Source organism: Streptomyces sp. NPDC002324 (assembly GCF_053593335.1).
The window spans coordinates 26783-47536 of the sequence record NZ_JBSFCF010000005.1; the positions used below are offsets into that span (position 1 = coordinate 26783).

The 20754-nt window shown below is 70.5% G+C and carries 15 protein-coding genes; 8 read left to right on the forward strand and 7 right to left on the reverse strand.

What is annotated here, in order from left to right; genetic code table 11:
• Nucleotides 1–273: 273 nt before the first annotated feature.
• Together ACWCRJ_RS09265 and ACWCRJ_RS09270 are read left to right on the forward strand one after the other, a co-directional pair.
• A complete protein-coding gene (locus tag ACWCRJ_RS09265) occupies nucleotides 274–1824 on the forward strand; it encodes an RNA polymerase sigma factor (protein WP_450938696.1) in 1551 nt (516 codons plus the stop codon).
• A gap of 143 nt (nucleotides 1825–1967) precedes the next feature.
• The gene (locus ACWCRJ_RS09270) at nucleotides 1968–2783 is read left to right on the forward strand and encodes a S1 family peptidase (protein ID WP_450938697.1); all 816 of its coding nucleotides are present in this window, start codon (nucleotides 1968–1970) and stop codon (nucleotides 2781–2783) included.
• Between the two features lie 125 nt (nucleotides 2784–2908).
• Here ACWCRJ_RS09270 and ACWCRJ_RS09275 read toward each other — a convergent pair whose 3' ends face one another.
• Nucleotides 2909–3139, reverse strand: coding sequence for a DUF7455 domain-containing protein (locus tag ACWCRJ_RS09275; protein ID WP_005481555.1), 231 nt, complete (start codon nucleotides 3137–3139; stop codon nucleotides 2909–2911).
• A 468-nt stretch (nucleotides 3140–3607) separates the two neighbouring features.
• Between ACWCRJ_RS09275 and ACWCRJ_RS09280 the strand changes: the two genes are divergently transcribed.
• The 3 genes from ACWCRJ_RS09280 to ACWCRJ_RS09290 all read left to right on the forward strand — a co-directional run bounded on the left by ACWCRJ_RS09280 (nucleotide 3608) and on the right by ACWCRJ_RS09290 (nucleotide 8313).
• Complete coding sequence (locus tag ACWCRJ_RS09280; protein WP_450938698.1) at nucleotides 3608–5731, forward strand: DNA gyrase/topoisomerase IV subunit B; 2124 nt, start codon at nucleotides 3608–3610, stop codon at nucleotides 5729–5731.
• A gap of 453 nt (nucleotides 5732–6184) precedes the next feature.
• Nucleotides 6185–6724, forward strand: coding sequence for a DUF485 domain-containing protein (locus ACWCRJ_RS09285; RefSeq protein ID WP_450938699.1), 540 nt, complete (start codon nucleotides 6185–6187; stop codon nucleotides 6722–6724).
• Complete coding sequence (locus ACWCRJ_RS09290) at nucleotides 6721–8313, forward strand: solute symporter family protein (protein WP_450938700.1); 1593 nt, start codon at nucleotides 6721–6723, stop codon at nucleotides 8311–8313. The genes ACWCRJ_RS09285 and ACWCRJ_RS09290 overlap by 4 nt, the downstream gene beginning before the upstream one ends.
• Before the next feature lie 45 nt (nucleotides 8314–8358).
• Here ACWCRJ_RS09290 and ACWCRJ_RS09295 read toward each other — a convergent pair whose 3' ends face one another.
• The 5 genes from ACWCRJ_RS09295 to ACWCRJ_RS09315 form a co-directional block, all read right to left on the reverse strand.
• The gene (locus ACWCRJ_RS09295; RefSeq protein ID WP_450938701.1) at nucleotides 8359–9039 is read right to left on the reverse strand and encodes a DUF7342 family protein; all 681 of its coding nucleotides are present in this window, start codon (nucleotides 9037–9039) and stop codon (nucleotides 8359–8361) included.
• On the reverse strand, nucleotides 9036–10805 hold the full coding sequence (locus ACWCRJ_RS09300) for an ATP-binding protein (RefSeq protein ID WP_450938702.1): 1770 nt from the start codon (nucleotides 10803–10805) through the stop codon (nucleotides 9036–9038). The genes ACWCRJ_RS09295 and ACWCRJ_RS09300 overlap by 4 nt, the downstream gene beginning before the upstream one ends.
• A gap of 130 nt (nucleotides 10806–10935) precedes the next feature.
• Nucleotides 10936–11874: a sucrase ferredoxin gene (locus ACWCRJ_RS09305; protein WP_450938703.1), complete on the reverse strand. Its 939-nt coding sequence runs from the start codon at nucleotides 11872–11874 to the stop codon at nucleotides 10936–10938.
• 201 nt (nucleotides 11875–12075) lie between these two features.
• A complete protein-coding gene (locus tag ACWCRJ_RS09310) occupies nucleotides 12076–12312 on the reverse strand; it encodes a hypothetical protein (protein WP_450938704.1) in 237 nt (78 codons plus the stop codon).
• Between the two features lie 197 nt (nucleotides 12313–12509).
• Nucleotides 12510–13067, reverse strand: a complete 558-nt coding sequence (locus ACWCRJ_RS09315) for a DUF6082 family protein (RefSeq protein ID WP_450938705.1) — start codon at nucleotides 13065–13067, stop codon at nucleotides 12510–12512.
• A 728-nt stretch (nucleotides 13068–13795) separates the two neighbouring features.
• On the opposite strand from ACWCRJ_RS09315, the gene ACWCRJ_RS09320 reads away from it, so the two are divergent.
• The gene (locus tag ACWCRJ_RS09320) at nucleotides 13796–14932 is read left to right on the forward strand and encodes a CobW family GTP-binding protein (protein ID WP_450938706.1); all 1137 of its coding nucleotides are present in this window, start codon (nucleotides 13796–13798) and stop codon (nucleotides 14930–14932) included.
• Between the two features lie 52 nt (nucleotides 14933–14984).
• Here ACWCRJ_RS09320 and ACWCRJ_RS09325 read toward each other — a convergent pair whose 3' ends face one another.
• A complete protein-coding gene (locus ACWCRJ_RS09325) occupies nucleotides 14985–17441 on the reverse strand; it encodes a DNA gyrase/topoisomerase IV subunit A (protein ID WP_450938707.1) in 2457 nt (818 codons plus the stop codon).
• 369 nt (nucleotides 17442–17810) lie between these two features.
• Here ACWCRJ_RS09325 and ACWCRJ_RS09330 point away from each other — a divergent pair, with 369 nt between their 5' ends.
• Together ACWCRJ_RS09330 and ACWCRJ_RS09335 are read left to right on the forward strand one after the other, a co-directional pair.
• Nucleotides 17811–19187 (forward strand): M16 family metallopeptidase, encoded by a 1377-nt coding sequence (locus tag ACWCRJ_RS09330; RefSeq protein WP_450938708.1) that lies wholly within the window; start codon nucleotides 17811–17813, stop codon nucleotides 19185–19187.
• On the forward strand, nucleotides 19184–20572 hold the full coding sequence (locus ACWCRJ_RS09335; protein ID WP_450938709.1) for a M16 family metallopeptidase: 1389 nt from the start codon (nucleotides 19184–19186) through the stop codon (nucleotides 20570–20572). Before ACWCRJ_RS09330 ends, ACWCRJ_RS09335 begins: the two co-directional genes overlap by 4 nt.
• Nucleotides 20573–20754 lie beyond the last annotated feature (182 nt).

The window sequence follows — 20754 nt, forward strand, 5'->3', positions numbered from 1 at the left end:
ACCGGTTGTGGCCTTGATCGATCGCCTCTGGCAGTGTCTGACCGCTTTTGCGCGCTTACGGGGTGTGACTCGGGCCACGCAGATTGGGCGTAACGCTCGCGGGAACAGCGCGATGACCTAAGAGGCGACAGCCGCGGAGGGAATACGGACGCCGTTCACGGCGCTGTGCATCTTCCCGGCCCCCGCCCGCACCGTCGGCCCACTCCCAAGCCGGTGGTCGGCTCCTGTCCGCAGTGGACGGGGCCGGAAGCCGTTTTCCAACGTTCCGAGAGGTTGTTCGTGTCGGCCAGCACATCCCGTACGCTCCCGCCGGAGATCGCCGAGTCCGTCTCTGTCATGGCGCTCATTGAGCGGGGAAAGGCTGAGGGGCAGATCGCCGGCGACGATGTGCGTCGGGCCTTCGAAGCTGACCAGATTCCGGCCACTCAGTGGAAAAACGTACTGCGCAGCCTCAACCAGATCCTCGAGGAAGAGGGTGTGACGCTGATGGTCAGTGCCGCGGAGCCAAAGCGCACCCGAAAGAGCGTCGCAGCGAAGAGTCCGGCCAAGCGCACCGCCACCAAGACGGTCGCGGCGAAGACGGTGACCACCAAGAAGGCCACTGCCACAGCCGCCCCCGCGGAGCCCATGGCCGACGCCGCCGCCGAGGACGCCACCCCCGCCAAGAAGGCCGCCGCGAAGAAGGCGGTTGCCAAGAAGGCGGCCCCCGCCAAGAAGACCGTCGCCGCCAAGAAGACGGTGGCGAAGAAGACCACCTCCAAGAAGGACGACCCCGAGCTCGCCGACGAAGAGGTTCTCGAGGAGACGCCCGGCGGCAAGCCCGGTGAGGAGCCCGAGGGCACCGAGAACGCCGGTTTCGTGCTGTCCGACGAGGACGAGGACGACGCCCCCGCCCAGCAGGTCGCCGCCGCCGGTGCCACCGCCGACCCGGTCAAGGACTACCTCAAGCAGATCGGCAAGGTCCCGCTGCTCAACGCCGAGCAGGAGGTCGAGCTCGCCAAGCGCATCGAGGCCGGTCTGTTCGCCGAGGACAAGCTGGCCAACGCGGACAAGCTCGCCCCCAAGCTCAAGCGCGAGCTGGAGATCATCGCCGAGGACGGCCGCCGCGCCAAGAACCACCTCCTGGAGGCCAACCTCCGTCTGGTGGTCTCCCTGGCCAAGCGCTACACCGGCCGCGGCATGCTCTTCCTGGACCTCATCCAGGAGGGCAACCTGGGTCTGATCCGCGCGGTCGAGAAGTTCGACTACACCAAGGGCTACAAGTTCTCCACGTACGCCACCTGGTGGATCCGTCAGGCGATCACCCGCGCCATGGCCGACCAGGCCCGCACCATCCGTATCCCGGTGCACATGGTCGAGGTCATCAACAAGCTCGCGCGCGTGCAGCGCCAGATGCTCCAGGACCTGGGCCGCGAGCCCACCCCGGAGGAGCTGGCCAAGGAACTCGACATGACCCCCGAGAAGGTCATCGAGGTCCAGAAGTACGGTCGCGAGCCCATCTCGCTGCACACCCCGCTGGGCGAGGACGGCGACAGCGAGTTCGGTGACCTCATCGAGGACTCCGAGGCCGTCGTCCCGGCCGACGCGGTCAGCTTCACGCTCCTGCAGGAGCAGCTGCACTCCGTCCTCGACACCCTGTCCGAGCGCGAGGCCGGCGTCGTCTCCATGCGCTTCGGTCTCACCGACGGTCAGCCGAAGACCCTCGACGAGATCGGCAAGGTCTACGGCGTCACGCGTGAGCGCATCCGTCAGATCGAGTCCAAGACGATGTCGAAGCTGCGTCACCCGTCCCGTTCGCAGGTCCTGCGCGACTACCTGGACTAGACGGCACGGCACCCGCCGCCCGGTCGGCCCCGAAGGCCCGGTTCCCTCGAAGGAGCCGGGCCTTCGGCGTGTGTGCGGCTGCGGAAGCCGATCCGGTGGATCACTCTGGGTGTGCCATCCATGCCCCGGAGTGAGGAGCGCGCATGCGTCGATCGTTCGCCCGACTGCTGGCCGTCGCGGCCACCACCGCCGTCATACCGCTGGCGTCGCCGCCGTCGGCGACGGCCGAGGTCGTCATCGGCGGCCATCCGGTCGAGATCTCCCAGGCGCCCTGGACGGTGGCGCTGTCCAGCCGTGACCGGTTCGGGGGTACGCGGGCAGGACAGTTCTGCGGCGGTGTGGTGGTCGGCCGCTCGACCGTCCTGACGGCCGCCCACTGCCTCAGCGAGAGCGTGCTGGGAGGCCCCCCGGAACGCGTCGGCGACCTGAGGGTCATCGCGGGCCGTGCCGAGCTGCCGTCGGCCGAGGGTCAGGAGATCACGGTGAGCGGCGCCTGGGTCAATCCCGAGTACGACCCGTATACGAACGCGGGCGACTTCGCGGTGGTGACGCTCGCCTCACCGCTGCCCGAGAGCTCCGTCATCGCGTTGGCGGCGGCCGGTGACTCCGCCTACGCGTCCGGCACACCGGCCGCGGTCTACGGCTGGGGGGACACCACCGGCGCCGGCGACTACGGCCGGAGCCTGCGGGCCGCGCCGGTGAAGGTGCTGGCCGACGAGGTCTGCGCGAGGGCCTACCCAGGCAGTGCGGACGGGAGATACCTGTCCGGGTCCATGGTCTGCGCCGGTGAGGAGGACGGCGGCCGGGACGCCTGCCAGGGGGACAGCGGAGGGCCGCTGGTCGCCCAGGGGAAGCTGATCGGGCTCGTGTCCTGGGGCAGCGGCTGTGGGGTCGCCGGGAACCCCGGTGTCTACACCAGGGGCTCGTACGTCGCCCGTGTCCTCATGGGGAGCCGCTGAGGCGCGGTGCGCCGTCGTACGACGTGTATGTGCGGCACGAGAGCGGGCGGCCACCCCGTGTGTACGGGAGTGGCCGCCCGGTCACCGGCCTCGAGCCGGTGGCGGCTCGTCGTAGGTGCGAAGCGTCAGCGCTCGTCCTCTTCCGCGGTCGCGGGAGCAGCCGTGAGCCGCTCCGTCTCGTCCTGTATCTCCGAGGCGATCTTCTTGAGCTCCGGCTCGAACTTGCGGCCGTGGTGGGCGCAGAACAGAAGCTCTCCACCGCTCAGCAGGACGACGCGCAGATATGCCTGGGCGCCGCAGCGGTCGCATCGGTCCGCGGCCGTCAGCGGGGTCGCGGGGGTCAGAACAGTAGTCACGTCGCCTCTTCTCTAGCTCGACGAGCTGTCGTACCAGGGTCAACATCCAACCAGGCCGAAAACGTTCCCGCTCGCGGCTTTAACTCGAAAAAATCTTTCCGGGCCGGCTGTCTGCTGCCGGTTGGCGGCGAATGAGCCGTAGTGCGTGTCTTCGTGTCGTACGGGCTTCGCGCTGTCTGTCGGTGGTTCTGGTTGTCGTTCTATCGGTTGTACGGTCCTCCCGGCTGGGTTGCCGGTTGTTCATGAGGACGTGCCCGGAGCCTAAATGGTTCATGCCCCGAAGGGAACGTGATATGTACTTCACCCCATCGAGGGATCGAACGTGTATGCGACTCTGGACTACTCTGAGTTTCGGACGAGGGTGGCGTTACAACGGCTCTACCAGGCCTCGGTACCCTCGGACCGGCAACAGAGCCGGGCCCCTTACCCAAAAGGGCCTCACCTGAAATTCAGCGAGGAGCGAACCGCGTGACCGCCGATACGTCCGTGCCGTCCACAGCGCTGCTGACCGGAGCAGACCGGGACGGTTCCAACTACACCGCGCGGCACCTGCTCGTCCTCGAGGGGCTCGAGGCCGTGCGGAAGCGCCCCGGTATGTACATCGGCTCGACCGACAGTCGAGGCCTGATGCACTGTCTCTGGGAGATCATCGACAACTCCGTGGACGAGGCCCTCGGGGGGTACTGCGACCACATCGAGGTCATCCTCCACGACGACGCCTCGGTGGAGGTGCGGGACAACGGCCGGGGCATCCCGGTCGACGTCGAGCCCAAGACCGGCCTGTCCGGTGTCGAGGTCGTGATGACCAAGCTGCACGCCGGCGGCAAGTTCGGCGGCGGCTCGTACGCCGCCTCCGGCGGTCTGCACGGCGTGGGCGCCTCCGTGGTGAACGCGCTCTCCGCCCGCCTCGACGTCGAGGTCGACCGCAACGGCGGCACGCACGCCATCAGCTTTCGGCGCGGGGTGCCCGGCGCGTTCGCGGGGCAGGGCGCGGACGCGAAGTTCGAGGCGGCCAGCGGCCTGCGCAAGGGCAAGCGGATCCCCAAGGCGCGCACCGGCACACGCGTCCGGTACTGGGCCGACCGCCAGATCTTCCTCAAGGACGCCAAGCTCTCGCTGGAGCACCTGCACCAGCGCGCCCGCCAGACCGCCTTCCTCGTCCCCGGACTGACGATCGTCGTCCGGGACGAGTTCGGCCTCGGTGAGGGCGGCAGCAAGGGTGAGGAGTCGTTCCGCTTCGACGGCGGCATCAGCGAGTTCTGCGAGTACCTTGCCTCCGACAAGCCGGTCTGCGATGTCCTCCGCTTCTCCGGTCAGGGCACCTTCAGGGAGACCGTGCCCGTCCTGGACGAGCACGGTCAGATGACGCCCACGCAGGTCACCCGCGAACTCGGCGTCGACGTCGCCATGCGCTGGGGCACCGGCTACGACACGACCCTGAAGTCGTTCGTGAACATCATCGCCACCCCCAAGGGCGGTACCCATGTCGCGGGCTTCGAGCAGGCCGTGGCCTCCACGATGAACGAGGTGCTGCGCGCCAAGAAGATGCTGCGCGTCGCCGAGGACGACGTCGTCAAGGACGACGCGCTGGAGGGTCTGACCGCCGTCGTCACGGTGCGTCTGGCCGAACCTCAGTTCGAGGGGCAGACCAAGGAGGTGCTCGGCACCTCGGCGGCCCGGCGCATCGTGACGCAGGTCGTCGCCAGGGAGCTCAAGGCGTTCCTGACCTCCACGAAGCGGGACGCCGCCGCTCAGGCGCGGGTCGTCATGGAGAAGGCCGTCGCCGCCGCGCGTACCCGTATCGCCGCACGTCAGCACAAGGACGCGCAGCGTCGCAAGACGGCGCTGGAGTCCTCGTCCCTGCCCGCCAAGCTCGCCGACTGCCGCAGTGACGACGTCGAGCGCAGCGAGCTGTTCATCGTGGAGGGCGACTCGGCTCTCGGCACGGCGAAGCTCGCGCGGAACTCCGAGTTCCAGGCGCTGCTGCCGATCCGGGGCAAGATCCTCAACGTCCAGAAGTCGTCCGTCACAGACATGCTCAAGAATGTCGAGTGCGGCGCGATCATCCAGGTCATAGGGGCCGGGTCCGGGCGTACGTTCGATATCGACGCGGCGCGTTACGGCAAGATCATCATGATGACCGACGCCGATGTGGACGGGTCGCACATCCGGTGCCTGCTGCTGACCCTCTTCCAGCGGTACATGCGGCCGATGGTCGAGGCGGGACGGGTCTTCGCCGCCGTGCCGCCGCTGCACCGCATCGAGCTGGTCCAGCCCAAGAAGGGGCAGGACAAGTACGTCTACACGTACTCGGACCGTGAGCTGCGCGACAGGCTGCTGGAGTTCCAGAGCAAGGGTGTCCGGTACAAGGACTCCATCCAGCGCTACAAGGGCCTCGGCGAGATGGACGCGGACCAGCTGGCGGAGACGACGATGGATCCGCGGCACCGGACGCTGCGTCGGATCAACCTGTCGGACCTGGAGGCGGCGGAGCAGGTGTTCGACCTGCTGATGGGGAACGACGTCGCGCCGCGCAAGGAGTTCATCTCCAGCTCGGCGGCTACGTTGGACCGGTCGCGCATCGACGCGTAGTCGCTGCGCCGGCTTGGGCGGGGGGGTGCCTGGGCCGGCCGGGTTCCGGCTCGGCCCGGGCCGGGGGCGGTCTGGCCTGGGCCCCGTTCGGCTTGGGCCCGGTTCGGGGCTGGGAAGCCGTCTGGCTCGGGTGTGTGTTCGCTCGGGCCGGGCGCTTTCGGTTGCTCGCGGGTCGGGGGCGTGCCGGGGGTGCCCGTCCTCGGAACGGCGCGGAATCGGTTGGCCGGGAAGGTTCGGCGCGTTGACGCGCCGACCGCTGCGGGCGGGCACCCCCCGGCGCGGCCCTTTCTCGCCGTACGCGGCCGGCGGCCGTCGGTGCTTTCGGATCCATGGGCGAGTGCGCGAGGTCTTCGTTCTGCCCGAGTGGGGGAGGCTGGCCGGGCTTTCACCTGATGGGGTGAAGAATCGTGAAGAGGTGCGTCGGGGGTCTTTCTGTTCTGTCCATGCTTGGGCATGCAGTCAAGCACCGGCCGTCCCCGCCGACGCGGGGGTGGTTCTGAGAGCCCGGTTGAGCAGCACGAGGGGCACGTCCTCGCCGACGAGGACGTGCGGTTCGACGATCCCTGGTACGACGCGCTGGCCTCCGGCTGGGGGGAGTTGGACGGCACGGGCGGGTCGGCACCGGTCGTGGCCGAGGCGCGGGAGGGCCAGGTCGGGGGCGCGGCCGAGGTGTATCTGGAGGTCCAGCGGAGCGCCGCCTTCCAGGAGGTGCGCAGCCGTTACCGCAGGTTCGTGATCCCGGGTGTCGCCGTCTTCTTCAGCTGGTACGTGGCGTACGTCGTGACGGCGACGACGGCCCCGGGGCTGATGGCGCGGCCCGTGGCGGGCGCGGTGAACGTGGCCATGCTGGCGGGGCTCGGGCAGTTCCTCACGACGTTCCTGTTCACCTGGGCGTACGCGCGGCACGCCAGGCTGCGCCGGGACCGGGCGGCGCTCGATCTGCGCTGGGACACCCAGGAGTTGACGCGTGGCGTCGGAGGGGGCGAGCGGTGACCGCCGACCATCAGACGCTGGCGCTGCTGCTGTTCAGCGCGTTCGTGGCGGTCACCTTGGGCATCACGACATGGGTGAGCCGTCACCGGCACGGCTCGGCGGAGGAGTTCTACGCCGGGGGGCGGCTGTTCTCGCCGATGGAGAATGGTTTTGCCATCGCGGGCGACTACATGTCCGCCGCGTCCTTCCTCGGCATCTCGGGTCTCATCGCGCTCTTCGGGTACGACGGGCTGCTCTACTCGGTCGGTTTCCTGGTCGCCTGGCTCGTGGTGCTGTTCCTGGTGGCCGAACTGGTGCGCAACTGCGGGCGGTTCACGCTCGCCGACGTGGTCGCGGCCCGGATGAGCGAGCGGCCGGTGCGGATCGCCGCGGGAACTTCCTCGGTGACCGTGTCCGTTCTGTACCTGGTGGCACAGATGGTGGGAGCGGGCACCCTGGTCGCGCTGCTGCTGGGGGGAGAGAGCGAGGCGGCGCAGGCCTGGACGGTCATCGGGGTCGGCGCGCTCATGGTCGTCTACGTGTCGTTGGGAGGGATGCGGGCCACCACCTGGATCCAGATCGTGAAAGCGGTCCTGCTGATGGGCGGGGCGACCGCGCTGACCGTGCTCGTACTGCTGCGGTTCCACGGCGACTTCGACCAATTGCTGCGGACGGCTGCCGAGCGCAGCGGGCACGGTGACGCGTTCCTCGCACCCGGGCTGAAGTACGGCGGTGACTGGGTCGCGCGCTTCGACTTCATCAGCCTCGGACTCGCGCTGGTCCTCGGCACGGCCGGGCTGCCGCACATCCTGTCGCGCTTCTACACGGTGCCCACCGCGCGGGCCGCGCGCCGCTCGGTGGTCTGGTCGATCGGTCTGATCGGCGGCTTCTATCTGATGACGATCGTGCTGGGCTTCGGCGCGGCCGCCGTGGTCGGCCCTCAGGCGGTACGGGGTTCCAACGCGGCCGGCAACACGGCTGTCCCGTTGCTCGCCCTCGATCTGGGCGGTGGCGCGGACTCCACCGGCGGAACGGTTCTGTTCGCGATCGTCGCCGCCATCGCCTTCGCCACGATTCTCGCGGTCGTCGCCGGTATCACCCTCGCGTCGTCGGCGTCCGTCGCCCATGACCTGTACGCGTCGTTGCGGCGCAGACGTTCGAAGCCGCGCAGCGAGGTCGCCGTGGCACGTACGGCCGCCGTCGGTATCGGCATGGTCGCGATCGGGCTCGGGCTGCTCGCCAAGGATCTCAACGTGGCCTTCCTCGTCGGCCTCGCCTTCGCGGTCGCCGCCTCCGCCAACCTGCCCGTACTGCTGTACTCGCTGTTCTGGCGCGGCTTCACCACACGCGGCGCGGTGTGGTCCGTGTACGGCGGGCTCGTCCCCTCCCTGGTCCTCGTGCTGCTGTCCCCCGTCGTGTCGGGTAGCGCCGACTCGTTGTTCCCCGGCCTGGACTTCCAGGTCTTCCCGTTGCAGAACCCCGGCCTCGTCTCCATCCCGCTGGGATTCCTCGCGGGCTGGCTCGGTACGGTCCTGTCGGCCGAGCCGCCGGACGAGGCCAAGCACGCGGAGACCGAGGTGCGTTCGCTGACGGGCGCCGGGGCGGTGTGAGGGCGAGGGGCGCGGACGACGACGTGGCCGTCGGCCCGGGGGTTCTCAGGGGCGGGTCGCCCATGCGTAACGGTGCTCAGGGCGGCCGGCGTCCCCGTACCTGAGGGTCAGGCGGGCCCGTCCCGTACGCTCCAGGAGCTTCAGATAGCGCTGGGCGGTCTGGCGGCTCAGTCCGGTCCGGTCGGCGATCTCCTGGGCGGACAGCGGCCCCTCGGCGGTCATCAGGGCACGGCGTACCAGCTCGGTGGTGGTGGGGGAGTGGCCCTTGGGAAGGTCCGGCTCCCCGCCCGCCGAGAGAGCGCCGAAGATCCGGTCCACCTCCGCCTGTTCGGCCTCGCCGCCGCCGTCCAGGGTGCGCCGCAGTTCCGCGTACGCCTCCAGCTTCGCCCGCAGCCCGGCGAACGCGAACGGCTTGACCAGGTACTGCAGCGCGCCCTGGCGCATCGCCGCCTGGACGGTCGAGACGTCTCGGGCCGCCGTCACCATGATCACGTCGCTCTGGTGGCCCCGGCGCCGCATCTCCTGGACCACCACGAGCCCCGTGTCGTCCGGCAGATAGTGGTCCAGCAGGACCAGGTCCACGTGCGGCAGCGTCTCCAGGCGGTGCAACGCCTCGGCCGCGCTGTGGGCCACACCGGCGACGTGGAAACCGGCGACCTTCTCCACGTAGGCGGCGTTGACGCGGGCGACTCCGGTGTCGTCGTCCACGATCAGGACCTCGATCATCGCGGCTCCTTGTCGGCGGCTCTGCCGGCGGCTTCGGGCGCCCGTGCGGGGCCCGGCCGCCCTTGGTGACCGGCGGTCGGCTCGTCCTGCCGCGCCGGTCGGTCCTCGGGTGCCACAGGGGTGGGCGTGGGTGCGGACACCGGGGTCACCAGGCCGTGCTCCGCGAGCGCGTCGGGCAGGACGACGGTGAACTCCGCGCCGCCGCCCGCCGCCTCCGTGACCCGGGCGCTGCCCCCCTGTCGCTCGGCGAACCTGCGCACCAGGGAGAGCCCGATGCCGCGTTCGCGATGGGCGGGCGGCGTCTTGGTGGACCAGCCCTCGGTGAAGATCAACTCCCGCTTGTCGGGCGGGACTCCGGGGCCCGTGTCGCGCACCCGGAGGATCGCCGTGCGCCCCTCGGCGCGCAGATCGACCTCCACGCGCGCGTGCGGCGTGCCCGCGACGGCGTCCAGGGCGTTGTCGACGAGGTTGCCGACGACGGTGACGAGCCCACGCGGATCGATCAGCCGGTCCGGCAGCATCGTGCCGTCCGCGACCGCGAGGGCCACCCCGCGCTCGGCCGCGACGGTCGCCTTGCCCACCAGGACCGCGGCGAGCAGCGGGTCGTGGATCTTCTCGGTGACCTGCTCGGCGGTGGCCCGGTGGTCGCCGACGACCTCGCCGACGAACTCCACGGCCTCGTCGTACATCTCCAGTTCGAGCAGGCCGAGGAGGGTGTGCATTCGGTTGGCGTGCTCGTGGTCCTGGGCGCGCAGGGCGTCCGTCAGCCCGCGCGTGGAGTCCAGTTCGCGGCCGAGCTGCTCCAGTTCGGTGCGGTCGCGCAGGGTGGCGACGGCGCCCCCGTCGTCGGTGGGCATGCGATTGGCGACCAGCACGCGCTGACCGCGCACGGTCAGGAGATCGGTGCCCGTGACCCGGCCCGCCAGTACATCCGTCGTACGGCCGGAGCCGAGCGCCTCGTCGAGCGATCGGCCGACCGCCTCGTCGCCGATCCCGAGCAGCCGCCGCGCCTCGTCGTTGAGCAGGCGTACGCGGCCTGCGCGATCCAGCGCGACCACGCCCTCCCGGATGCCGTGCAGCATCGCCTCGCGCTCCGCGAGCAGCCCCGCGATATCGGAGAAGGCCAGGTCACGGGTCTGGCGGTAGACCCGGCGGGAGATCAGATACGCGGCCAGCGCCCCGACCGCCATGGCACCGCCGGCGTACGCCAGGAGCCCGGGGATCGCGTGGATGAGCCGGGCGCGCACGCTGTCGTACTCGATGCCCACCGAGACGGCGCCGACGATCTTCCCGTCGGCGTCACGCAGCGGCACCTTGCCCCGGGCGGAGCGTCCCAGGGTGCCCGAGTCGATCTCCATGACCTCGTTCCCGGCCAGAGCGCGGCGCGGGTCGGTCGAGACGAGGCCGCCGATCTCCGCGGGGTCGGGGTGCGACCAGCGCACTCCGACCCGGTCCAGCACGACCACGTACTCGGCTCCGCTGGCCTTCCTGATCCGCTCGGCCTCGACCTGTACGGGGCCGTGCACGGACGGCCGCGTCGACACCAGGTCCTGCGCGATCTGCGGCTGGGCGGCGGTCGTCTGCGCGATGGCGAGGGCCCGCCGCATCGCCTGGTCGTCCAGCTGTTCGCTGAGCGGCGCGAGGAACAGCCCGGTCGCGAGGACGGCGACACCGGCGGCGATGGCCACCTGCATCAGCAGGACCTGCGAGAACACCCGCCGCGGCATACCGAGACGCAGGCGGCGCGCGGGGGGAGTGGGGCTCATACCCAAGACGGTACGTGGACAGGGCGGGCCGGTCGTAGAGGGGTGTGGCGCGGATCTCAGACACCGGGTGTTTCTACGACGGCGCCAGGTCGAGACGGGGGCTGTGTCCGGCCCGCCGGTGCCCGGCCCGCTAGTGCGCGACCGCGCTCGGTGACAGCTCTCGTACGGTCAGCACGTCCAACCGCGCCGGGGAGCCCAGCGGGGAGCCGCAGCTCTCCGGGCGGGGCGGCTGGGCGGCGCCCTGGGCGACGGCGACGGTCCAGCGGCGGCCGTCGGTGTGGGCGACGGTCACCTCCCACCGAGGAGCCGAGCCGTCCGTGCGCAGGACGGTGAACGCGGCGGCCGCGTCCTCCCCGGTCTCGGTGCGCACCGCCAGTTCGGCCGCCTGGCCGGGACGCTCCCAGGCGGAGTTGCCCCGGCACCCCTCGGTCACTACACGGCCCTCCCGTACGCCATGGAGGACCTCCTTGACGTGGTGGGCCTCCGCGCGGCCGTACACGTACCCGAAGGGGAGCACGAGCAGGGTGGGGGAGAAGCGGTGACCACCCAGATGGGTGACCTCCCAGGTGCCCTCGACCCCCGAGGTGGCCAGTTCGGCGGCGAGCGGCCGGCCGAGGAGGGCGCAGCAACGGTCGCGCTTGCCGTTGGTGCAGACGAGCGCCAGGGGGGCGCCGGTGTGGGGCCGCCCCCGCAGAGCCGTTCCGAAGGTGCGGTGGTCGCCCCGGCCGAGGGCGGCGAAGTCGAGACCGAGCAGTTCGCGGGGGTCGGACGTCGTGGCGGTGTGCAGCCAGACGTTTCCGGGGACGGTGTGCGCCACGTACACCCGGCGCTCGCGGACCTCACGGCAGTCTGCGTGGCGGCCGGGACGCCGGATGAGCGCCACGCGTACGCCGGTGCCCTCCGCCGCGGCTTCGAGGGCGCGGCCGAGCACGGGGTCGAGATGGCTGGAGGTGAGCGCCTTGACGCCCCAGGGGCCGGGCTGTTCCAGCAGCAGCCATGTCCTCGCCGTGGCGGCGGTCCCGGCGAGAGGCTCGCCGAGATGTCGGGACGCGGATGTGCACGTACTCACAGAGGTGAGCCTAACCTGACTCGCGTCCGGGCGGCTTCCGGACGGGCCGGAAGGAGTGTGCGGAGGCTGTGCGGAGGCCGAGAGCGGGGCCTGGGGCTGTGGGGCCCGGGTCATGGCCGACGGTGAGATGGTCCGACCTGGTCGCGGGGTCCGGCGGCGCGAGGGGCCCGCGCTGTAGTGCAGGCGAGCCCCCGTTCAGGATCAGGCGTCGGGGATGTCCGACTTTGCCCGGATGAGAGTCTCGCGGCTGATGACCACGATCCTCTCGTAGTCAGCGCGCGAGGCGTCGGCAGGAAGCTCGGGGTCGAGTTTCTCTGTCTGGTCGGTCCCGATCACTGCGAAGGTGCCATCCTGCAGTTCGAAGATGTCTGGGCATGTCTGCCCCGCGGCACTGCCCCTCTCGCGAGGGGACGCACCGATGCGGCGCACGATTTTCAACGGGTTCGATCCTTGAATCATGAGTAGTGATAACGAGCGGGCCAAACTTAGCCTCATGAAGCCGGTTGATGCGCGTGCATCCAAGGTGCGCTGGAGTGAAGGCAGAGGTGGGGGTCGCGCTGTGGGGGGTGAGCGCCGTGGGGGGTGAAGGCTGTGGGAGTGGCCCTCGGGGTTGAGGGCCGTAGGGGCTGTGGATCCTATTCGGCGGGCGGCTCGCCCACGACCCACCACTCGTCCGTGCTCGCGTCCTCCAGATCGCTGATCAGGGCGTCGACCATCCTGCCGATCTCCGACTCCTCCGAACCCTCCTTCAGACTCGACCGGTGGTGCCGTGTGGCGGCCCAGTAGTCGCGCATGAGGGTGCTCTGGAAGATGCCGCGGAGGTGTCCGTACAACTCGGCCCGGCTGAAGACGCCCACCCGGTAGCCCTGGAGGACGTGTGTGTAGAGGAGGTTGGCGAAGAGGTACTGCCGCTGCCTGTCGGTGGACAGTTCCTCCTCGTAGGCGTTCAGGACCGGAAGGAGTGTCGGGTCCGCCGCCGCCTTCATGACCAGGTCGACGTTGTGTCGCTGATAGCTGATCAGGGCGGCACGCTGCTCGGTCTCGCGCTCCAGCCGTTCCAGTCGCTCCAGGCGTCGAAGTACGGTGCGGACGCGCCGCTCCACGGCGACCGCGCCCAGTGCTCCCACCACGAAGGCGAAGCCCGCTGCTGCGGCGGGGCCGATTCCCCGCGCCCCAAGATTCTGTGTGGCCATGTCAACCCCCGATTCAGGCGGCCGTCCGCCGGTCGTCGGTGCGGGGCGACGGGATGGGGACCGGCGAGCGATGGGCGGCGCTTGCCGCCTCTCAGTGTCGCCGAGCGGCACCGGTCGGCTGGGAGGCGGAGAGGAGGCGCACGGAAGGATGTGTGGGTCGCGCGGACCGGCGCCATGCCCAACGTGTGCCCCTCGGGCGCCGCTGACAACCGTCCACTCCACGGGGCGTTCGGCGCTCACTCGTATCCTGGGACGGCATTCAAGGAAGGCGCGGGAGCTGCGGTGTTCCGGTGTGAGCCGGTCCATGAACCGGCCTCGTGCGATGACCGGCCGCGTGCCGGCGCACGCAACGGTGTGAGAGAGGGCGCGTGTTGAGCCAGTCGTCGAGTCAGGAGCCGAAGACGCGACCGGAGCCCGAACCCGGCACGTTTCCTGAGCCGGAGCGCGGGTCCGAGCCGGAGCGCGGGTCCGAGCCGGGGCCCGGTTCTCTGACGCGGCTCGGGCCTCTGCCGGAACCGTGGGCGGGGTCGAACCCGGAGCCGCGGCAGGCATCGAGGCCGCACGGCTCGCCGGAGTTGCAGGGCTCGCGTGAGTCGCAGCGCTCACACAGCCCCGAGGACTCACGGGAGTCACAGGGCCCACACAGCCCCCAGGACTCACACGGCCCGTACCGCCCGACCGACCCGCAGGTCGTACAGGACCCGCAGAGTGCGCAGGGTCTGCAGGACGTGCGGGGTCTGCAGGACGTGCAGGACGTGCAGGACGCGCAGGGTTCGCAGCCCCCGCCCCAGATCCCCGTCGTAGTCCTCGCCGGATTCCTCGGCGCGGGGAAGACCACCCTGCTCAACCACCTCCTCCACCGCAGCGGCGGCAGCCGTATCGGGGCCGTCGTCAACGACTTCGGGGCGATCGAGATCGACGCGATGGCGGTGGCCGGCGCGCTCGGGGACTCCACGGTGTCGCTGGGCAACGGATGTCTGTGCTGTGCCGTCGACGTCAGTGAACTGGACGAGTATCTGGAACGGCTCACCGCTCCCGCCGCCGGGATCGACGTCATCGTCATCGAGGCGAGCGGGCTCGCCGAGCCGCAGGAGCTCGTGCGGATGGTGCTCGCCAGCGAGAACCCACGGGTGGTGTACGGAGGCCTCGTCGAAGTCGTGGACGCGGCCGAGTTCCCGCAGACCCGGCAGCGGCATCCCGAGATCGACCGGCATCTCGCCCTCGCCGACCTCGTCGTCGTGAACAAGCTCGACCGGGCCGAGGACGGGGACCGGGTCCTGTCGCTCGTCCGGTCGCTCGGTGACCGTGCCGCCGTGGTGCCGGCCGTCCACGGGCGTGTCGACCCCGAGTTCCTCTTCGACTGCCGGCCGTCCGAGGAGCGCGTCGGCCAGCTCTCCTTCGACGACCTGCACCGGCACGACCCCGACGGACACCACGAGGACGCCGGACATCTGCACACCGGCTACGACAGTGTCGCCTTCGTCTCCGATGTGCCGCTCGACCCCCGGCGGCTCATGGCGTTCCTGGACGGGAGGGCCGAGGGGCTCTACCGGATCAAGGGGTACGTCGACTTCGGACCGTACGACCCGCGCAACCGCTATGCCGTGCATGCAGTGGGGCGGTTCCTGCGGTTCTACCCGGAGCCCTGGGCGGACGGCGACGACGGCATCGGTGACGGCCCCCGGCTCACACAGCTCGTGCTCATCGGGGCCGGTGTCGACGTCCCCGCTCTGCGCAAGGAGCTGGAGGCGTGCAAGGGCGACAAGGACGCCCCGCACGCCGACGAGCACGGCATGTGGGGCGTCCTGCGCTATGTCCAGGAGGCAGCGGCCGAGGACCCCGAGGCCTCCTACGACGTCCTGTGAGCCTCCTACGGCGCCCTGCGGGCCATCTACGACGTCCTGCGGGGGTCTCCGCTCACACAGGCCCCGCCACCGACGCCACCGTCTTGCCCAGGGACACGCCCGAGCCGTCGCGGCGCGGGTCCATCTCCGGGAGGTCGGCCGGGGTGCCGTTCTTCTGGGCGGCGCGGGCCGGGGCGGGACCCGCCCAGGCGACGGAGAGGCAGTCCTCGCCCTTGAGGAACCGCTGGCAGCGGACGCCGCCCGTGGCACGGCCCTTGCGGGGGTACTGGTCGAACGGGGTGAGCTTGGCCGTGGTCTGGACGGAGTCGTCGAGGGTGCCGCGGGAACCCGCGACCGTGAAGACGACCGCGTCGACGGCCGGGTCGATGGCCGTGAAGGAGATGACCTTCGCGCCCTCGGTGAGCTTGATGCCGGCCATACCGCCGGCCGGGCGGCCCTGCGGGCGGACCTGGGAGGCCTGGTAACGCAGCAACTGGGCGTCGTCCGTGATGAAGATCAGGTCCTCCTCGCCCGTGCGCAGCTCGACGGCACCGACGATCCGGTCGCCCTCCCTGAGCGTGATGACCTCCAGCTCCCCCTTGTTGGACGGGTAGTCGGGGACCACGCGCTTGACGACGCCCTGCTCGGTGCCGATGGCCAGCCCGGGCGACGACTCGTCGAGCGTCATCAGGCAGATGAGCGTCTCGCCGTCCTGGAGGGTGAGGAACTCCGCGAGCGGGGCGCCGCCCGACAGGTTGGGGGCCGCCGAGGTGTCCGGCAGCTGCGGCAGATCGACCACGTTCAGGCGGAGCAGGCGGCCGGTGGAGGTCACCGCGCCCACCTCGCCCCGGGCCGTCGCCGGGACCGCGGAGACGATGACGTCGTGCTTGGTCCGCCTGCCGTCCTCGTCCGCCGTGAAGGGCTCGGCGCTCGCCGTACGGGCCAGCAGACCCGTCGACGACAGCAGCACCCGGCACGGGTCGTCCGCCACCTGCAGTGGGACCGCGGCCACCTGGGTGCCCGAGGACTCCAGCAGCACCGTACGGCGCTCGGTGCCGAACTTCTTCGCCACGGCGGCGAGTTCGCCGGAGACCAGCTTGCGCAGCTCCGCGTCCGACTCCAGGATGCGGGTCAGCTCGGCGATCTCGGCGTTGAGCCGCTCCTTCTCGGACTCCAGCTCGATGCGGTCGAACCGGGTGAGACGGCGCAGCGGGGTGTCGAGGATGTACTGCGTCTGGATGTCCGACAGGGCGAAGCGCTCGATCAGGCGCTCCTTGGCCTGGGCGGAGTTGTCGCTGGAGCGGATCAGACGGATGACCTCGTCGATGTCCAGCAGCGCGGTGAGCAGGCCCTCGACCAGGTGCAGGCGGTCGCGCTTCTTGCCGCGGCGGAACTCCGAGCGGCGCCGCACGACCTCGAAGCGGTGGTCGAGGTAGACCTCCAGCAGCTCTTTCAGGCCCAGGGTGAGGGGCTGGCCGTCGACCAGGGCCACGTTGTTGATGCCGAAGGACTCCTCCATCGGCGTCAGTTTGTAGAGCTGCTCCAGGACGGCCTCCGGCACGAAGCCGTTCTTGATCTCGATGACCAGGCGCAGGCCGTGGGCGCGGTCGGTGAGGTCCTTGACATCGGCGATGCCCTGGAGCTTCTTCGCGCCGACCAGGTCCTTGATCTTGGCGATCACCTTCTCCGGGCCGACGGTGAACGGCAGTTCGGTGACGATCAGGCCCTTGCGGCGGGCCGTCACGTTGTCCACCGTCACCGTGGCGCGGATCTTGAAGGTGCCGCGGCCCGTCGCGTACGCGTCCCTGATGCCGGTGAGACCGACGATCCGGCCGCCGGTCGGCAGGTCGGGGCCCGGGACGTGCTTCATCAGCGTGTCCAGGTCGGCGTTCGGATACCGGATCAGGTGGCGGGCGGCCGCGATGACCTCGCCCAGGTTGTGCGGCGGCATGTTGGTGGCCATGCCGACGGCGATGCCCGACGCGCCGTTGACCAGGAGGTTCGGGAAGGCGGCGGGCAGGGCCACCGGCTCCTGCTCCTGGCCGTCGTAGTTCGGGGAGAAGTCGACCGTGTTCTCCTCGATCGACTCCGTCATCAGGCTCGTCGCGTCGGCCATCCGGCACTCGGTGTACCGCATGGCGGCCGGCGGGTCGTCGTTGCCCAGCGAGCCGAAGTTGCCGTGGCCGTCGACCAGGGGGAGCCGCATGGAGAAGGGCTGGGCGAGGCGGACCAGGGCGTCGTAGATCGACGAGTCGCCGTGCGGGTGCAACTTACCCATGACCTCGCCGACCACGCGGGCGCACTTCACATAGCCGCGGTCGGGGCGCAGGCCCATCTCGTTCATCTGGTAGACGATCCGGCGGTGCACCGGCTTGAGTCCGTCACGGGCGTCCGGCAGGGCTCGGGAGTAGATGACCGAGTACGCGTACTCCAGGAAGGAGCCCTGCATCTCGTCGACGACGTCGATGTCGAGGATCCGCTCCTCGAACGCGTCGTCGGGCGGCGGGGTCTTCGTGCTGCGGCGGGCCATCGCTGCCGGCTCCTCTTTTTCTGGTCGCTCACCTACGGGGCGCTCACGTCTCCGGCTCACTCGCGGCGCGAGGTGAACGGGAACTGACGCGCACCATTGTGGACTGCCGCACTGACAACCCCGACACGACCCGGCGCCGACCGCCGGGCACGGCCTGCCGGGCCGCCGCGTCAACAGCGTGCGCCGACCTTAACCAGTGACCGCCGGTCGCAACCCCCATCTCGCTCTCGGCGTACGGCGCCCGGGAACTTCTCCAGGGGTCCGCGCGCTTGCATACAGTGGCGGGACCGGCAGGAAACAGCGGTTTCCGCGACGATTCCACGACGGATCCCGCGCACACAGCACAGCGATCGAAGGGACGTACCGCCCATGGGTCACACGGCCACAGCCGAGGCCGGCTCCGAAGGCCTGACAGTGAGGGAGCACCGCCTGGACAACGGCCTGCGCGTGGTGCTCTCCGAGGACCACCTGACCCCGGTCGCCGCGGTGTGCCTCTGGTACGACGTCGGTTCGCGTCACGAGGTCGCGGGCCGTACGGGCCTCGCCCACCTCTTCGAACACCTGATGTTCCAGGGCTCGGGCCAGGTCAAGGACAACGGCCACTTCGAGCTGGTCCAGGGCGCGGGCGGTTCGCTGAACGGCACCACCAGCTGGGAGCGCACCAACTACTTCGAGACCATGCCCACCCATCAGCTGGAGCTGGCGCTGTGGCTGGAGGCCGACCGCATGGGCAGCCTGCTGCTCGCGCTCGACCAGAAGAACCTGGACAACCAGCGGGCCGTCGTCAAGAACGAGCGCCGCCAGCGGTACGACAACGTGCCCTACGGCACCGCCTTCGAGAAGATCTTCCGCCTGGCCTACCCCGAGGGCCACCCCTACCGGCACACGCCCATCGGCTCGATGGACGACCTGGAGGCGGCCAGCCTGGAGGACGCCCAGCAGTTCTTCCGGACGTACTACGCGCCCAACAACGCCGTCCTGTCGATCGTCGGCGACATCGACCCGGAGCAGACCCTCGTTTGGGTGGAGAAGTACTTCGGCTCCATCCCCGCGTACGACGGCAAGCCCGCGCCCCGCGACGGCTCGCTGCCGGACGTCATGGGCGAGCAGCTGCGCGAGGTCGTCGAGGAGAACGTGCCCGCGCGCGCGTTGATGGCCGCCTACCGGCTGCCGGAGGACGGCACGCGCGCGTGCGACGCGGCCGACCTGGCGCTCACGATCCTCGGCGGCGGCGAGTCGTCCCGCCTCTACAACCGGCTCGTGCGACGTGACCGTACGGCCGTGACGGCCGGTTTCGGCCTGCTGCGGCTGGCCGGCGCGCCCTCCATGGCGTGGATGGACGTCAAGACCTCCGGTGACGTCGAGGTGCCGGTCATCGAGGCCGCCGTCGACGAGGAGCTCGCCCGGTTCGCGGCGGAGGGCCCGACGGCCGAGGAGATGGAGCGCGCCCAGGCCCAGTTGGAGCGCGAGTGGCTGGACCGGCTCGGCACGGTCGCCGGCCGCGCCGACGAACTGTGCCGGTACGCGGTCCTGTTCGGCGACCCGAAGCTCGCCCTCACCGCCGTCGACCGGGTCCTGTCGGTGACGGCCGACGAGGTCCAGGAGATCGCCAAGGCCCGCCTGAGGCCCGACAACCGCGCGGTGCTCGTCTACGAGCCCGTCGCCGGTGAAGAGGGCGCCGAAGAGGAGGCCGCCGACGCGGAGGCCGTCGAGAGCACCGACGAGAACGAGGAGTCGGCGAAGTGACCGAGCTCGCGAGCATGGAATTCCACCCGCAGCCCCAGGCCGGCGACGCCCGCCCCTGGGCGTTCCCGGCGCCCGAGCGCGGCACCCTGGCCAACGGCCTGACCGTGCTGCACTGCCACCGCCCCGGCCAGCAGGTCGTCGCCGTCGAGGTCGTCCTCGACGCGCCCCTGGACGCCGAACCGGCCGGCCTCGACGGTGTCGCCACCATCATGACCCGGGCGTTCTCCGAGGGCACCGACAAGCACACGGCCGAGGAGTTCGCCGCCGAGCTGGAGCGCTGCGGCGCCACCCTCGACTCGCACGCCGACCACCCCGGCGTACGCCTGTCCCTCGAAGTGCCCGTGTCGCGGCTGGAGAAGGCCCTGGGGCTGCTCGCCGACGCCCTGCGGGCCCCCGCGTTCGACGACGGCGAGATCGAGCGTCTGGTGGCCAACAGGCTCGACGAGATCCCGCACGAGACCGCCAACCCGGGCCGCCGGGCCGCCAAGGAGCTCTCCCGGCAGCTGTTCCCGGCCACGTCGCGCATGTCGCGGCCCCGCCAGGGCACCGAGGAGACCGTGGAGGGCATCGACTCCGCGGCCGTACGCGCCTTCTACGAGCGGCACGTGCGCCCCGCGACGGCCACCGCCGTGGTCGTCGGCGACCTCACCGGGGTCGACCTCGACACGCTGCTGGGCGACACCCTGGGCGCCTGGACCGGCTCCCCGGCCAAGCCGAGCGTCGCCCCCGCGGTGAGCGCCGACGACACCGGGCGCGTGATCATCGTGGACCGTCCCGGTTCCGTGCAGACCCAGTTGCTCATCGGACGGGTGGGCGCCGACCGGCACGACCGGGTGTGGCCGGCCCAGGTGCTCGGCACCTACTGCCTCGGCGGCACCCTCACCTCCCGCCTGGACCGCGTCCTGCGGGAGGAGAAGGGCTACACCTACGGGGTGCGCGCGTTCGGTCAGGTGCTGCGTTCCGGGCCGGAGGGATCGGGCACGGCGATGCTGGCCATCAGCGGTTCCATCGACACGCCCAACACCGGGCCGGCGCTCGACGACCTGTGGACCGTGCTGCGGACCCTCGCCGCCGAGGGGCTGACCGACGCCGAGCGCGACGTCGCCGTCCAGAACCTCGTCGGGGTCGCCCCTCTCAAGTTCGAGACGGCGGCGGCCGTGGCGGGCACGCTGGCCGACCAGGTCGAGCAGTTCCTGCCGGACGACTACCAGTCGACGCTGTACCGCCAACTCGCCGCCACCGGCACGGTGGAGGCCACCGCGGCCGTTGTGAACGCCTTCCCGGTGGACCGTCTGGTGACCGTCCTCGTCGGGGACGCCGCGCAGATCGAGGAGCCGGTCAGGGCCCTCGGGATCGGTGAAGTCACCGTCGTACCGGCCGAGTAGGGATCCGAGGGGAAACCGGACAGAAGGACACGCACGTGTGAGGCCCTGGTGACTGAAGAGTCACCAGGGCCCGTGTTTGTCCGTATTGATGGCGGAGGTTGTGTGTCTGACCTGTGGCGTAGTTAACAAATCCTGTGATCCGTTTGTTATTTCGAAGACGGTCCACTTAGCGTCGGTCCGGC